General features: G+C 60.6%; 7 protein-coding genes. 5 read left to right on the top strand and 2 right to left on the bottom strand.

Annotated features, from left to right (window positions below; translation table 11 throughout):
• The first annotated feature begins 61 nt into the window (after positions 1-61).
• Positions 62-1,438 carry an MFS transporter gene (locus EPN93_03755; protein ID TAL38855.1) on the top strand — a complete coding sequence of 459 codons (1,377 nt, stop codon included), beginning with the start codon at positions 62-64 and terminating at the stop codon, positions 1,436-1,438.
• Here EPN93_03755 and EPN93_03750 read toward each other — a convergent pair.
• Positions 1,431-3,656, bottom strand: coding sequence for a heavy metal translocating P-type ATPase (locus EPN93_03750; GenBank protein TAL38854.1), 2,226 nt, complete (start codon positions 3,654-3,656; stop codon positions 1,431-1,433). The two genes, EPN93_03755 and EPN93_03750, sit on opposite strands and share 8 nt — an antisense overlap.
• A gap of 241 nt (positions 3,657-3,897) precedes the next feature.
• Here EPN93_03750 and EPN93_03745 point away from each other — a divergent pair, with 241 nt between their 5' ends.
• Together EPN93_03745 and radA are read left to right on the top strand one after the other, a co-directional pair.
• Positions 3,898-4,773, top strand: coding sequence for an MCE family protein (locus EPN93_03745; GenBank protein TAL38853.1), 876 nt, complete (start codon positions 3,898-3,900; stop codon positions 4,771-4,773).
• Positions 4,770-6,113, top strand: coding sequence for a DNA repair protein RadA (radA, locus tag EPN93_03740; GenBank protein ID TAL38852.1), 1,344 nt, complete (start codon positions 4,770-4,772; stop codon positions 6,111-6,113). Before EPN93_03745 ends, radA begins: the two co-directional genes overlap by 4 nt.
• Here the strand turns inward: radA and EPN93_03735 are convergent.
• Positions 6,094-7,182 carry a hypothetical protein gene (locus EPN93_03735; GenBank protein TAL38851.1) on the bottom strand — a complete coding sequence of 363 codons (1,089 nt, stop codon included), beginning with the start codon at positions 7,180-7,182 and terminating at the stop codon, positions 6,094-6,096. The genes radA and EPN93_03735 overlap by 20 nt on opposite strands.
• On the opposite strand from EPN93_03735, the gene EPN93_03730 reads away from it, so the two are divergent.
• Positions 6,868-7,866: a M23 family metallopeptidase gene (locus EPN93_03730; protein TAL38850.1), complete on the top strand. Its 999-nt coding sequence runs from the start codon at positions 6,868-6,870 to the stop codon at positions 7,864-7,866. The genes EPN93_03735 and EPN93_03730 overlap by 315 nt on opposite strands.
• Positions 7,867-7,933: 67 nt before the next feature.
• A complete protein-coding gene (locus tag EPN93_03725; GenBank protein ID TAL38849.1) occupies positions 7,934-13,642 on the top strand; it encodes a hypothetical protein in 5,709 nt (1,902 codons plus the stop codon).
• Positions 13,643-13,648: the final 6 nt, after the last annotated feature.

The raw sequence follows: 13,648 nt of genomic DNA, 5'->3' as shown, positions 1-13,648 counted from the left end.
CGGCCCGGGGACGGCGTATCGGCGCCCTAAAAGCCGTAAAGAATATTCAGGGGACGGGGGCATGAACACCGGCACGCAGGTAAAAAAATTTCCCGTTCTCATCATGGCGACCATGGTGTCGTTCATCACGCCCTTCATAAGCGCCGCGGTGAATATCGCGCTGCCCATGATCGGCGAGCAGTTCGGGATGGACGCGATGGACCTGGGCTGGGTGGCCTCGTCCTTCCTGCTCGCGGCGGCCGCCTTCCTGGTCCCCTTCGGGCGGATCGCCGATATCTACGGCCGAAAAAAAATATTCACGATCGGGATGTGGCTCTACACGGCATCGGCGCTTGGGGCGGTCTTCGCCTGGAACGCTGCCTCGCTCATCCTTTTCAGGGCCCTGCAGGGACTGGGAAGCGCGATGGTCTTCGGGAACGCGCTCGCCATTCTCACCTCGGTGTTTCCCCCTAAAGAGCGCGGAAGGGTGATCGGCGTGAGCGTGGCGGCGGTGTACCTGGGGCTTTCGATGGGGCCCTTTCTCGGGGGGCTGCTCGCGCATTACGCAGGCTGGCACTCAATTTTCCTCGTGATGGTGCCCATGGGCCTCGCGGTGATTCTCATGGTCTACCGGTACCTCCCCGCCGAGTGGGCGGAATCGAAGGGAGAGAGGTTCGACGCGGCCGGCTCCGTTCTTTACGTGCTGGGTCTCATATTCATGATGTACGGATTTTCGAGGCTTCCCGCCCCCGGCGCAGCGGGGCTTACTGCGGCGGGATTCGCGCTCCTGGTCGTGTTCGTGATCTGGGAGAAACGCGTGAAATTCCCCGTGCTGCACCTGGATCTGTTCTGGAAAAACACCGCGTTTGCCATGTCGAACCTCGCGGCGCTCATCAACTACTGCGCGACCTTCGCGGTGGGATTTCTCCTCTCGCTCTATCTCCAGTATATCAAGGGAATGGGTCCAAGGGAGGCGGGGATCGTGCTCGTCGCCCAGCCCGTCATCATGGCGCTCTTCTCCCCGTTCGCCGGGAGGCTTTCGGACAGGATCGAGCCCAGGGTGGTGTCGTCGATAGGAATGGCGCTCACGACGGCAGGGCTGGGACTCCTCACGTTCGTGCGCGAGGACACGCCGCTCTGGTTCATTATCGCGTGCCTGGTTGTGCTCGGGTTCGGGTTCGCCTTCTTCTCGTCCCCCAATACGAACGCCGTGATGAGCTCCGTGGAGAGCAGGCAGTACGGTGTCGCCTCCGGCACCATAGGGACGATGCGCCTGGTGGGGCAGATGCTCAGCATGGGGATCGCGATGCTCATCTTCGCGCTTTTCGTGGGACACGCGAAGATCGGCCCCGAAAACCACCCCCAGTTCCTACAATCAATGAAGCTCGCCTTCGGCATCTTCGCCGTCATGTGCGGGGCGGGAATTTACGCCTCGCTCGCGCGCGGGAAGATCAGGTAGCGCGTCCCTTCCCGTACACATTGGGAACGAAGCGCTTCAAGAGCAGCGACATGCTCACCACCGTGACCGAGCTCATCGCCATCGCGAGGCCCGCGAGCTCCGGGCGGAACGATATCCCGAACAAGGGATGGAGCGCCCCGGCGGCGACCGGGACGAGAAGCATGTTGTAGGCGAAGGCCCAGAAGATGTTGACCCGTATGCGCGCCATGACCGCCCGGCCCAGTTCGAGCGCGGCGGGCACGTCGCGCAGGTCGTTTTTCATGAGGACGATGTCCCCGCTCTCGACCGCGATATCGGTGCCGCCGGAAAGCGCGATCCCTACGCCGGCGGAGGCGAGCGCCGGGGCGTCGTTGATGCCGTCCCCCGCGAACGCGGTGCTCCTGCCCGCCCCCCGGAGCCGTTCCACCTCCGCCGCCTTGTCTCCCGGAAGCACCCCCGCGATGATCGTCTCTATCCCGGTTTCCCGGGCCACGGCCATGGCTGTCCGCTCGTTATCGCCGGTTATCATGTGCACCGATATGTTCATCTCTTTAAGCGCGCGCACTGCCGGGGCGGCGCTTTCCCGTATGCGATCCGCCACGCCCAGGAGGCCCAGGACACGGCCCCCGTGTGCGACCGCGATCACGGTGGCGCCCCGGTCTTCCATTCGGACAACCGCTTCCCGGGCGGCGCCGGGAAGCACGATGCCCTCCCGCTCGATATACGCGGGCGAGCCGGCCAGAATCGCCTGTCCGTCAAGAACCGCACGGACGCCCTGACCCGCGACCGCGCCGAACGAATCCACCGGCGGAACGGCTATTCCGCGCGACTGAACGTGCCGCATGACGGCGCCGGCCAGCGGATGCTCGGAGTTTTTTTCCGCGGCCGCGGCGCAGGCGAGCAGGTCGGCCTCATCCGTCCCGAAGGGAAGCGTCTCTACAATCGAGGGATGCCCCTGGGTCAACGTACCGGTCTTGTCGAAGAGAACGTCGGTCGTTCCGGACGCCTTTTCAAGGGTTTCGCCGTCGCGTACCAGGATACCGAGCTCCGCGGCGCGTCCTATCCCTACCGTCACCGCGGTGGGGGTGGCCAGGCCCAGCGCGCAGGGGCACGCGATGACCAGGATGCTCACGAACGCGGTGAACGAGAAGAGGAGCGATTCCCCGGCGAGGAAATACCAGGAGGCGAACGCGAGCACGGCGACCGTGAGTATGACCGGGATGAACCAGCCCACCACGCTGTCGGCAATACGCTGGACCGGGGGACGCGATCCCTGGGCGTGCCTGACCAGCCGGACGATCTGCGCGAGCACGGTTTCCTCCCCTACCCGTTCCGCGCGCACGCGGAGCACGCCGTTGGTGTTGAGCGTGCCGCCCGTTACGCGGCTTCCTTCCGCCTTGCGGACGGGAACGGGCTCCCCGGTGAGCATGGATTCGTTCACGAAGCTTTCTCCGCCCATCACGGTCCCGTCGGCCGGGACCCTCGCCCCGGGCTTCACCACGAGGATGTCGCCGATACGCACCTCGCCCAGCGGAATTTCCCGTTCGGCGCCGTCCGATTCGAGGAGGGCGGTCTCGGGATTGAGCGCGATGAGCTTCCTGATGGTATCCGACGTGCGCCCGCGCGCGCGGCTCTCCAGGTAGCGCCCCAGCATGAGGAAGCCCGCGAGCATCACGGCCGTCTCGTAGAACATGAAATGATGCGGCAGCACGCCCAGCGCGCCCAGGATGCTCGCGCCGTACGCGGTCCCGATCCCCATCGCGTACATCACGTCCATTGAAAGGTTCCTGTTCCGCAGCGCCCGCCAGGCCGCGAGAAAAATCGGGGCGGCGGTGTAGACGAAGAGCGGGAGCGAGAGCGCGAGGAGCGCAAGGTGCAGGGGCACGGGGAACAGCTCCGGGAGGTACATGAGCCCCATCAGCACGAAACCGCCGGCGATGCCGGCGATGAACCGGTTCCTCTTTCCCCGGAGATCGCGCTCCCGCCACGCGTCCTCGGCGCCGGACGAATCCTCATCCGCGGAACCCAGCACCTCGTAACCGGCCTCGTGGATGGCCTTGCGCATGATGTCGAGTCCCAGCGGGTCGCGTGCGAATTTTACCCGCGCCGAACCGGTCGCATGGTTAACCTCGGCGGTTTCCACACCGTCCAGCCCCGTGAGCGCGTTCTCGACCGTGCGCGCGCACATCACGCAGCTCATTCCCCCAATTTTCAGATCGATCTCGGATTGCCTGTTCATTGCAGCACCTCGGTGAGAAGATAGTACCCAGACCACGTTTTGAAATCAACCAGTTGAAAAAAAATAATTCGATTACGGTTGGACGAAACGTATCCACTACACCGGGATTTATAAAGGGGAGGGGGGCCGATACGCCGGCATGCCCCGCCAGGCGCTTCCGGAAGACGGATGCCGCCCAGAAAAATTAATTTACAGCCCCGCCGCGATATGTATAGTCAGACACGGACCCTGGAGGTGACGCATGAAACTCAGTAACGAAGCGCGGGTGGGCCTTATGGTCACGGTGAGCTTCACCATCTTCCTGCTCCTCGTGGGCATACTGGCAAAGATAAACGTGGCCCAGAGCGGATACCGCCTTAAGGTCTACTTTGGATTTCTGAACGACCTGCGCATCTCCGCGCCGGTGAAGATCGCGGGGGGCATCCGGATAGGGCAGGTAGAGGAGATCAGCCAGTCGTCGGAGAAGACCGAGGTCACGGTGTGGATCGACCGGAAGTTCAAGCTCATAAAGAGCACCAAGTTCGCGATCTTCACGACGGGGATTATCGGCGAAAAATATATTAACGTGTTCGTCCCCCCTTCCCTGGACGTCGAGGATTTCCTGGGCGACGGGGACAAGGTGTACGGCATCGACCCGCCCAGCTTCGACCAGATGATGCTCACCTTCCAGGGCTTCATGCAGGACAAGAGCGGCGGCGAGATCCTTGCCGAGATTTTCCAGAACTCGAACAGGTTCGTCGCCAATTTAAACAAGATGGTCGACGAGAACCGCTACGACGTGAAGCAGTCCGTGTCCACCGCCCGGGTGATGATCGAAACCATGGCCATGGACACCAAGATACTCATCGAGCAGCTTAACCTGCTCTCGCGCAACCTCGCGCAGATTTCCGAGAAGAACAAGGAAGAGGTCTCCATAACGATGCGAAACCTCTCGGAGGTCGCCGCCGAGCTCAACAAGGTCATATTCAGGATAGAGAGCGGCCGCGGCACCCTGGGTAAGCTTCTTACCGACGAGGAAGTCTACAACAACCTGCGCGACGCGTCCGTCTACGCGCGCGACCTCTTCTATTCGCTCAAGCAGGATCCCTCCAAGCTCTTCTATAGAACGAAGCAATGACGGCCAAGGCGGCCGACAAGAAACACGCGCGCTTCGTCTGCACCTCGTGCGGGGCCGAGCACCCCAAGTGGGCGGGACGATGCGACGCCTGCGGCTCGTGGAACACGATCGCTGCGGCGGAGCCCGTTCATTCCCGCGCAGCGCGCAAGGCGGTGCTGCACCCCCTTGCCGACGAGTCCAGCGAGGCGCCTTGCCGGGTCACCGGCGGGATCGCGGAATTCGATCTGGTGACCGGGGGTGGCATAGTCCCGGGTTCCGTGATACTCATCGGCGGCGACCCGGGGATAGGGAAGTCCACCCTCGCGCTCCAGATCGCGTGCTCCCTGCGCTCCATCTATTTTTCCGGGGAGGAATCCCCCCTGCAGATCCGCCAGCGCGCGGTGAGGCTCGCCGTCCCCGCGGAAAAGGTCCGGGTGTCCTCGAGCACGACGGTGGAGGAGATCCAGGCCGTCGTCGAGGCGGAAAAACCCGAGCTCGTGGTCATCGACTCGGTCCAGACGCTCTCGCTCGCGGAGCTTCCCGGCTACCGCGGCTCCGTGGGGCAGATCCGCGAATCGACGGCCCGGCTGGTTGAGCTCGCGAAGCGCACGGACATCCCCATCATACTTATAGGCCACATCACCAAGGACGGCGCGATCGCGGGCCCCAAGATGCTCGAGCATCTCGTGGACACGGTGCTTTATTTCGAGGGGGACTTCTCGCGCGACTATCGAATCCTGCGCGCGTTCAAAAACAGGTTCGGCTCGGTGAACGAGATAGGGCTCTTCCGGATGACGGAAAAAGGGCTGCAGGAGATCCGCGACAAGAACTCGCTTTTCCTCTCCCCCTTTTCCTCGCACGCCGCGGGGAGCGCCGTATCGGCCTCGCTCGAGGGAAGCCGCATCATCCTCTTCGAGGTGCAGTCGCTCGTCACCTTCACCAACTTCTCGAACCCCCGTCGCATGGCGGACGGCTTCGACCTGAACAGGCTTATCCTGATCGCCGCGGTGCTCGAAAAGCACGGGATGCTCAAGCTGGGGACCTGCGACGTGTTCGTGAACGTGGCGGGGGGCTTCTCCATTACCGAGACGGCATCGGACCTCGCGGTGGCCATGGCTATCGCATCGAGCCTCCGGGAGCGCCCCATACCCGCGCACACGGGGTTTGCGGGAGAAATCGCGCTTTCGGGCGAGGTGCGGCCCGTCCCGCAATGCCACCGGCGCATCCAGGAATTCGCGCGTTCGGGGTTCAAGACGCTCGTGCTTTCGAAGAAGGACAGCCTGGAGACGAAGGCGGCGGGATTTGCGGGCGAGGCTATCGGCGTGGCGAATATCGCCGAGGCTATGGAGTATCTTTTTTGAAATTGTCTTCCTGGAGTGCGTCGTCGAGCATGATCGTGAGAAGCCCGTCGGTCGCCAGTACCGGGTCGACGCGCCCGGCTACCCTGGATACGATCACCTGGAAGAGGGCCTCGGCGTCTTTGAGCATCTGAACCTGTCCCACGGTGCGCACGGCCTCCCTGCATTTTTCCGGCTCGTCGGTGGAATGATACGCCCTGCAGGAAAGGGGCCGCGCCTCGTATACGGAGCAGGCGCCGTCAACGAGAAAGGGGCAGGGCGTGCCGCGCGAGAACCACGTCGCGTCGCGGTCGTCCGCTTCCGCCCGCTCGTTCAGGAACTGCTTGAGCGCCGCGGCGTGGGGGCTTACCAGGGCGCGTAGGTCGTCCACGCTGCGGGAGGCATAGCCCAGCATATAATCGATGAGTCCCAGCGCCTCTATGCGCGACGCGACCACGATGCGGCTGCAACAGAAGTCGCACCCCTTTCCGCAGCGCACCCGAGGGGCCGCCTCGCGGAGCAGGCCCTCGAGGGGCGCGTACACGGTATGCGCGAGGATGGGATAATACGAATCGAAACGCTCGAAAGCCTCGTCGATGCGGCTCATGAGCAGGGTGTGCAGGTCGCCGGTCATGAGAGACTGTGTACCGGCGGCGCCCGGCGAGCGCAAGCGATTAATAGTAAAAAATGCTTGCGCGATAAATTGAAATTTTCGATAATCTAAATATCTGAAATTGTGCAGTTTTTGGCCGATTTCGCGCTCAAAAAAGGGATACCGATGAAGTTCAAGATAAAACAGTACCAGAACAAGTTCCGGATGCGCTTCTCCGAGAGCTACTACATATACATGAAGCGATTCACGAAATGGTGGGACGGCTTCCAGGAGAAGGGGCACGAGAAGATCACGGTTATGTTCATCCCCCACAACGAGAAGAAGATATTCAACTTCCAGATATCCAAGTTCACCGTGCTCTTTTTCATCGCGCTTTTCAGCGTGGTGCTCGTGACCTCCGCGTACGCCATAATCAAGAACGCGAGCTCCCGCAGCGAGGAGCAGCGCCTGTTGATGAACTACAAGGACATACGCTCCCATCTATTGAAATTCGAAAAGCTCACCGTCGCGATTTCGGACGTGGTGGACGACATGAAACCCGATATCGAGGAGCTGTACCTGCTCGCGGCGGGAGAGAACGTGAAGACGGACAATATCTGGAAGCTCGACAAGTTCGATCCGCGCGCGGTATCCGACAAGAAGAGCGTCGCGGGAATCATGCCCGACGAGATATTCACCCTGCGGGAAATTCAGAAAAACATAATCTGCTCCACGAATACCATCAAGACCATCAAGAATTTCGTGGACGTGCGCAGTAAGGTGGTGAACGATACGCCTTCCATCGTGCCCAACATGGGAAACGTCACCTCGCTCTTCGGCTGGCGCAGGTCCCCGTTCGGGATGGGGCGCGACTTCCATTCGGGGATCGATATCGCCGCGCCCGACAGCACCGAGATCCACGCCACCGCGCCCGGAACCGTCGAGACCGCGGGATGGATGGGCGGGTACGGCAACACGGTGAGGATCAAGCACAAGTACGGCTTCGAGACGATTTACGGGCACTGTTCGCGCCTCGTGGTGAACCAGGGGGACCATGTCCAGAAGGGACAGCATATCGCCTACGTGGGCCAGACGGGATCCGCGACGGGTAACCATTGCCACTACGAGATCAAGCTCGGCAACGTCGCGATCAACCCGTATCCCTATATGAGCAGGATCTGGTAACGACGCGCGCGGCCTCCGCGGCGGTGCCGCGAATATAAAAAGAGATCCGCTCCCCATCCCCTGAGGTATGATACAGCGACTGCCCCTTCTTGCGAAACTCGGCATCCTGGCGGGGACCCTCTCCGCGCTCACCTATGCGCTTTCCCAGGAAAACGGGAAAGGGCGCGCATTTACCGACATGCTCCGCACCTACCTGGAGGAGCGCACGGGCCGGCCGGTTCCCCCCGTCATTCAAGAGGGGGGAAAGGGCGGTATCGATTCCCTCTTCCCGGTCGACCCCAACGCGCCCCTCGCCTATCACGCGGGAGACTGGCATCGCTACATCATAGAGCCCAAATACACGCTCCTCTACGAGAGCATGGACGAGGGAAGGCTGGTCCTTGAGGAGCGCGATGACGTGGACATCAATTCGTACGGCGCGGCGAAATGGAACCTGCTCCGCGGGAAGTCGGCGTTCACGAGCCGGAAATACAAGCTCTTCGACACCGACGAGCCCGTTTCGCGCGTGATCCAGTCGGGCACCACGGTGGAGAGCGAGATGCAGCTTCACATGGAAGGCCGCGTGGGCGACCGGCTCACGGTTTATATCGATCACGACAGCAGGCGCCAGAACAACGAGAACCAGTATCGCATGCAGTACAAGGCGGTGCGCGACGACGAGGTCATCCGCGAGATCAACGCCGGCGATATCAGCATCAAGCTCAACAATTCCAAGTACGCCGTTTACGACGAGACCTCCACGAGCGGACTGGGGATCGATACCACCGTGCGCAAGGGGAATCTCACGGTGAAGGCCTTCGGGAGCGTCACCCGGGGGGAAACCGAGGTCGAGTATTTTCGCGGAAATTCCGCGTCCGGAAACCTCACGCTCGCCGAATACCAGTATATCAGGAACACCTATTTCCAGATCGAGGCCTTCAAGCGCTACGACAACCTGAGCGCGCCGCCGGGGGCCCCATATGTCACGCGGACCTTCACCTCCGCGCCGGCGAGCTTCACGCCGTACCAGGTAAATATCGACGCCCAGGGCTTCGAGCTCTACGTGGACGACCAGAACCCGCTCAACAACCTGAACGCGATCACCCTCGCGATCGACGACGGGAAGTACACGAAGATGGTCTCCGGCGCGGACTACACGATCAATTTCGCGACAGGGCTTGTCACGTTCCTGAAAACAGTGCCCGCAGGCGCGCGGATATTCGCGGTCTACACGCTGAACGGAGGGAGCACCTCGTCGTCGGATCCCGCGAAGCGCAGCGACGCGCAGTTTCCCGGAAAAATATTCGTATTCATCAAGTACGGCTATTCGATAGACGAAGACGCGGACAGGAACGGATTGTCCGACGGCGATAAAAACGGCGACGGCGTGATGAACCTGGACATCTACGAGGTGCGCTCGTTTTATCACGTCGGGGAGCAGCAGCTTCTCCAAAATAATTTCAGCCTGAAGTTTTTCGAGCGCACGCGGCTCCTCACGAAAACGGAAACGGGCGATCTTGGAAGCTATACCGTCGATTACACGAGGGGCATAATAGGCTTCTCGCTCAGGGAGCCGTTCAGGAGCGGGCTTTCGCTTTCGGTCGCGGCCGCGATCTATAGCGAGATACAGGCATCCAATATCGCGGATGTGTCCGCGTTCAGGATGCGGGTCGACTATTACCGGGAGGCCAGGAGCTTCCAGCTGAAGCACTTCAACATCATCCCGGACAGCGTACGCGTCAAGGTGGACGGGCGCGAGATTCCCGCCTCCCTCTACACGCTGGACCTCACGTCCGGGTATTTCGCCTTCGTGAACCAGAACAACCCCGTCATCTCGCCGGAGACCGCGATCGAGATCAGGTACGAGTTTCTCCCGTTCGCGGCGGAGGCGCAGTCCTTCGTGGGCGGGGCGCGGGCCGACTACCGTCTCTCGCGCGACCTGTTGGTGGGGGGGACCATGCTCTTTACGCGCTCGGCGGGCGGCGGGGTTATCCCGGTGGTGGGGTCAGAGCCCACGCAGACCCTGGTGCTCGAGGGCGACATGTCGCTCTTCCTGAGCGAACAACGCATGAAGGAGCTCGTGAACCTGTTCCCCGGCGTGCACGTCGATTCGTCGCCCGTGGACGTAAAGGCGTACGCCGAGTACGCCCGCAGCTACCGGAACGTGAACACCTTCGGGAAGGGACTCATAGACGACATGGAATCCGCGGACGAGGTGGTGTCGATCTCACTCTCCGAGAAGGACTGGATACTCTCGTCCATGCCTAATCCCCTGGCACAGAACCTGAGGGGGCTTTTACTGTACAAATTCTACCGCGAGCCATCGAGCCCCGACCGCCTGCAGGGGACGGGCTTTACGCCGTATACGATCCCGTATTCCGTCAAGCCGGGTCCCTACAACGTGGCGACCGGGCACGTAGCCGATTCCATCCAGAAGGCGGAGACGCAGCGATCCCTGGTGCTCGATTTTGACCTGGGCTCTTCGGGAACCACCGTTCCCATCGTTACGCGCAACCTGTCGTCGGACGCGGTGGATTTTTCCGGGCTCCAGTACGTCGAGATATGGTACCGTGCCGGTTCCGGGGCGGAGGCGCTCGAAAGCCCCGTAAACCTTTTCCTGGACCTGGGTTCGATAAACGAGGATGCAGACGGCGACGGCTCCCTGGACACGGAAGACCTTAACGCGAACGGTTTCCTCGACTACGACCCGACCCGCAGCCAGACCGAGGACCGGGGATACCGGTTCAACCCCTCCGGGGGCACCGATACCGTGATAGGCTCCGGACCGGGGCTGTCCGATTCGACCCGCGGCGACGGGATACTCAACTCCGAGGACCTGAACGGGAACGGGACGCTGGACGCCGCCGAAAGCATCGTCCGGCTCCAGGGCGCGATCCTGAAGGGCGCCTCCGCGACGCCTATAACCGTCGCACCCGGCGACACCGCATGGCAGATGGCGCGACTCTACATCGAAAGGAGCTCTACCGCGTTCACCGACAACATTTCCCTGCTGAAGCAGGTCAGGTCGATCAGGCTTTTCCTGGCGGGGAGCGCGCCCAATGCGGGAAGGATCTACATCGACAGCATGCGCTTCGTGTCGTCGCGATGGCGCAATATTAAAATTAATGGGACTTCAGATGAGGACCCGGACAGGTTCAGCGTCACCATGGTCGATTCGATAAACGACCCGGAGTATCGGTCCAATTCCTTCCTTTCGAAAAAAAGCGATGTGTACCAGGAGCTTCACGGAGAAAAAACGAACCGCGAGCTCGAGATCGAGCAGGAAACCGCGATGCAGATCGATTACAACCTCCCGGGAACCTTTACCGGTTCCGTATCGCGCAAGTTCGCCAAGGAAATGGATTTGCGGTTTTATAAAACCCTTTCACTCTGGCTGAACTGCAGGTCGACGCTGCCTTATAAAATCGGCGTGCGTGTAGGTTCTTCGGAGAATGATTATTACGCATATGAATTCATTCCCGATTTTCCGGACATCTGGCGGGAAGTGAAACTCAACCTCAAAAGCGGTGCAAATGGAATCGACCGGATTTCGGCCACCGGGCATCCCGACCTGAAACGCGTCAGTTATATGGAGATAATCATTGATAGCGGAAGCACCGGGGGCGCCGGAAAAATCTGGGTCAACGATATTTACTCCGGGGACGCCGAAACGCTGGTGGACAGCGCCTACTGGTACGAGGGCGAAATAAGGGGGAAGAGGCCGCTTTTCAAAACGGCGGCGGGGGTTCCGATACTCTCGGACCTCGAGATAAAAGTGATCGAGAAGGGACACGGCGCGCAATTCAGCTCGGTGGGGAAGACCCAGTCGGACGTCATGGAGCGCTACCGGGAGATATTCTCGTCGGTAAAGATCCTGCCGGCCTGGAGCGCGCGGCTCGACTATATCACGGAAGACTCCCGGACCGATTCGCAGAACGAAAACGTATCGGTCCAGAAGCGGGGGAAATCCGGCAGATCCAGCTTAAGCATCGAGTCCGATTTCGCACCCTCCGCAACGGCGGTTCCGGGCGTGAAGCTCGTCTACAAGAACGATCGGTACAGAAATTCCCACAGCGATTACCTTTCCGCCGACATCTTCCGCGAGGATAGCGAGGAGGATGTGCAGAATCCCGTGGTCATCGTACGCGAGAACCTGGACGATTTCCTGGGGGGAAAGCTCCTTGCCTCGCTGCTCGTCGATACCTCCTTCAAGCAGGAAAGCGTCACGCGGGGCTCTCCCACGCTCCCGAAAAACATTCTAAACCAGTCCGTACCCGTAAGCGAGCGGGAAAAGCGCCAATCATCGAGCGCGGAGCTCACGGCGGATTACCAGGGCTCACACGTCTACGTGCAGCCGGCGATCACCGTGTATTCGCAGGAGATCGTCGATATCCGGGGCCGTTCCTCGTACACGGACACAGGCGTCCAGGGAGACATGGAGGGCGATTTTCACATTCCCTTCTTATACGGCTCCGACTACCGTTTCGTCGAGCGAAACAAGAAGGGCGCATTGAACCTGGGACTCAAGGGTATCGGGGCCGTATCGCCCTCCTGGAAAGGCGAGATGGTATATTTTGAAAACCAGTTCCGGGACTACGACGACAACGAGAGGCTGCTCTCGGGGCGCTACCGCAGGGACAAGGACGCGCGCAGCTTCGTGTCCAGCGCGTGGAACCTGCCGTTCGATTTCAGCGCTTCAAAAAATCTCGATTTTATCAGCTCCATGAATTTCGGCTACACGCGTTCGCTGCAGTTTCGGGAGGAAGGTATTCCCTACGAGGGTGAGGGGGCGTCGTCCTTCTCGGAGCGTTACGGCATCAACAGGACCTTTGACGGAATCGCGGGCGAGGCATTCAACATGGCGAAATATCCCCCCTGGTATTTCATGACGGGAAGGGGAAACTACGCGCGGGGCCGCGATTTTACATACGCGCGGTTCAACAACCCCCTCACCTTCTCGGACGGGGAGAGCGCCCAGGATTATGATAACGGACTGAGGCTTATCGATAACTTTTCCCTGAATTCGACGCTCAATTTCCAGAGATGGACGCTGGCCCTGGCGTCGGGCCTCAACCAGGTGAGCGAGCGCCAGGCGGTGGAGGGTGTTCCCCAGCAGGTGATAACCTTCACCTCGAACGCGGACCTGAGCTTCGACCTCATGCGTTTTTTCAGCTTCTGGTTTTTCCGGCCCAATCTCCCGGGGATCCCGTTCCATGCCGTTACCCTGAGCCTGGGGTATGATTACAGCAGGAACATGATCATTACTTCCAACGTCCGGGAAGACGTGCATACCCCTGAGCTGGGAATCGTGTTCAAGCGCGACAGGGCAAGTCTCGGGCTCAAGGCCGGCGTGGATCTGCGAAACCGGCAGCGGGAGGAATATATCGACCAGGGCGGCGGGAACGACCCCAGGGACGATGTTTACCTTGATAACATGCAGAAAAATCCCTATTTCCGGGAAATAGACCGGGGATACCGGTTCTCCGCAATTTTCGAAACCGACGTGCACTGGATTCACGAGTACTTTTCCGCTTTTTACACCCTCACCGGGTTCCCGATTTTTTCAATAGAGTACTCGATGCTCCTGAACCGGTATGATTACATCCGGACCGTATCGCCCGAGCCTTACGACCAGCACCTGGTGACGGGAAAGCTCACACTCGATCTTCATAAAAATGTCCAGGGGGGGCTGGTGGGAAGATGGGCCCTCGAAAAATTCCGGAATCGGGAGACGGGCAATGTTTACCGGGAAATCATGTCCTACGAACTGGGGATGAATTTTTCGCTCGTTTTCTAGGGTGGA

The sequence above is a fragment of the Spirochaetota bacterium genome (assembly GCA_004297825.1).
Lineage (GTDB): Bacteria > Spirochaetota > UBA4802 > UBA4802 > UBA5368 > FW300-bin19.
Note: the sequence above shows the minus strand (reverse complement) of the source record. Positions and strands in the feature narration are given on the sequence as shown.

Coding starts and splice junctions, on each gene's coding strand:
- EPN93_03725 (TAL38849.1), top strand. CDS start 7,934: ATGATACAGCGACTGCCCCTTCTTGCGAAACTCGGCATCCTGGCGGGG.
- radA (TAL38852.1), top strand. CDS start 4,770: ATGACGGCCAAGGCGGCCGACAAGAAACACGCGCGCTTCGTCTGCACC.
- EPN93_03750 (TAL38854.1), bottom strand. CDS start 3,656: ATGAACAGGCAATCCGAGATCGATCTGAAAATTGGGGGAATGAGCTGC.
- EPN93_03745 (TAL38853.1), top strand. CDS start 3,898: ATGAAACTCAGTAACGAAGCGCGGGTGGGCCTTATGGTCACGGTGAGC.
- EPN93_03730 (TAL38850.1), top strand. CDS start 6,868: ATGAAGTTCAAGATAAAACAGTACCAGAACAAGTTCCGGATGCGCTTC.
- EPN93_03755 (TAL38855.1), top strand. CDS start 62: ATGAACACCGGCACGCAGGTAAAAAAATTTCCCGTTCTCATCATGGCG.
- EPN93_03735 (TAL38851.1), bottom strand. CDS start 7,182: ATGGGAGCGTATGTCCTTGTAGTTCATCAACAGGCGCTGCTCCTCGCT.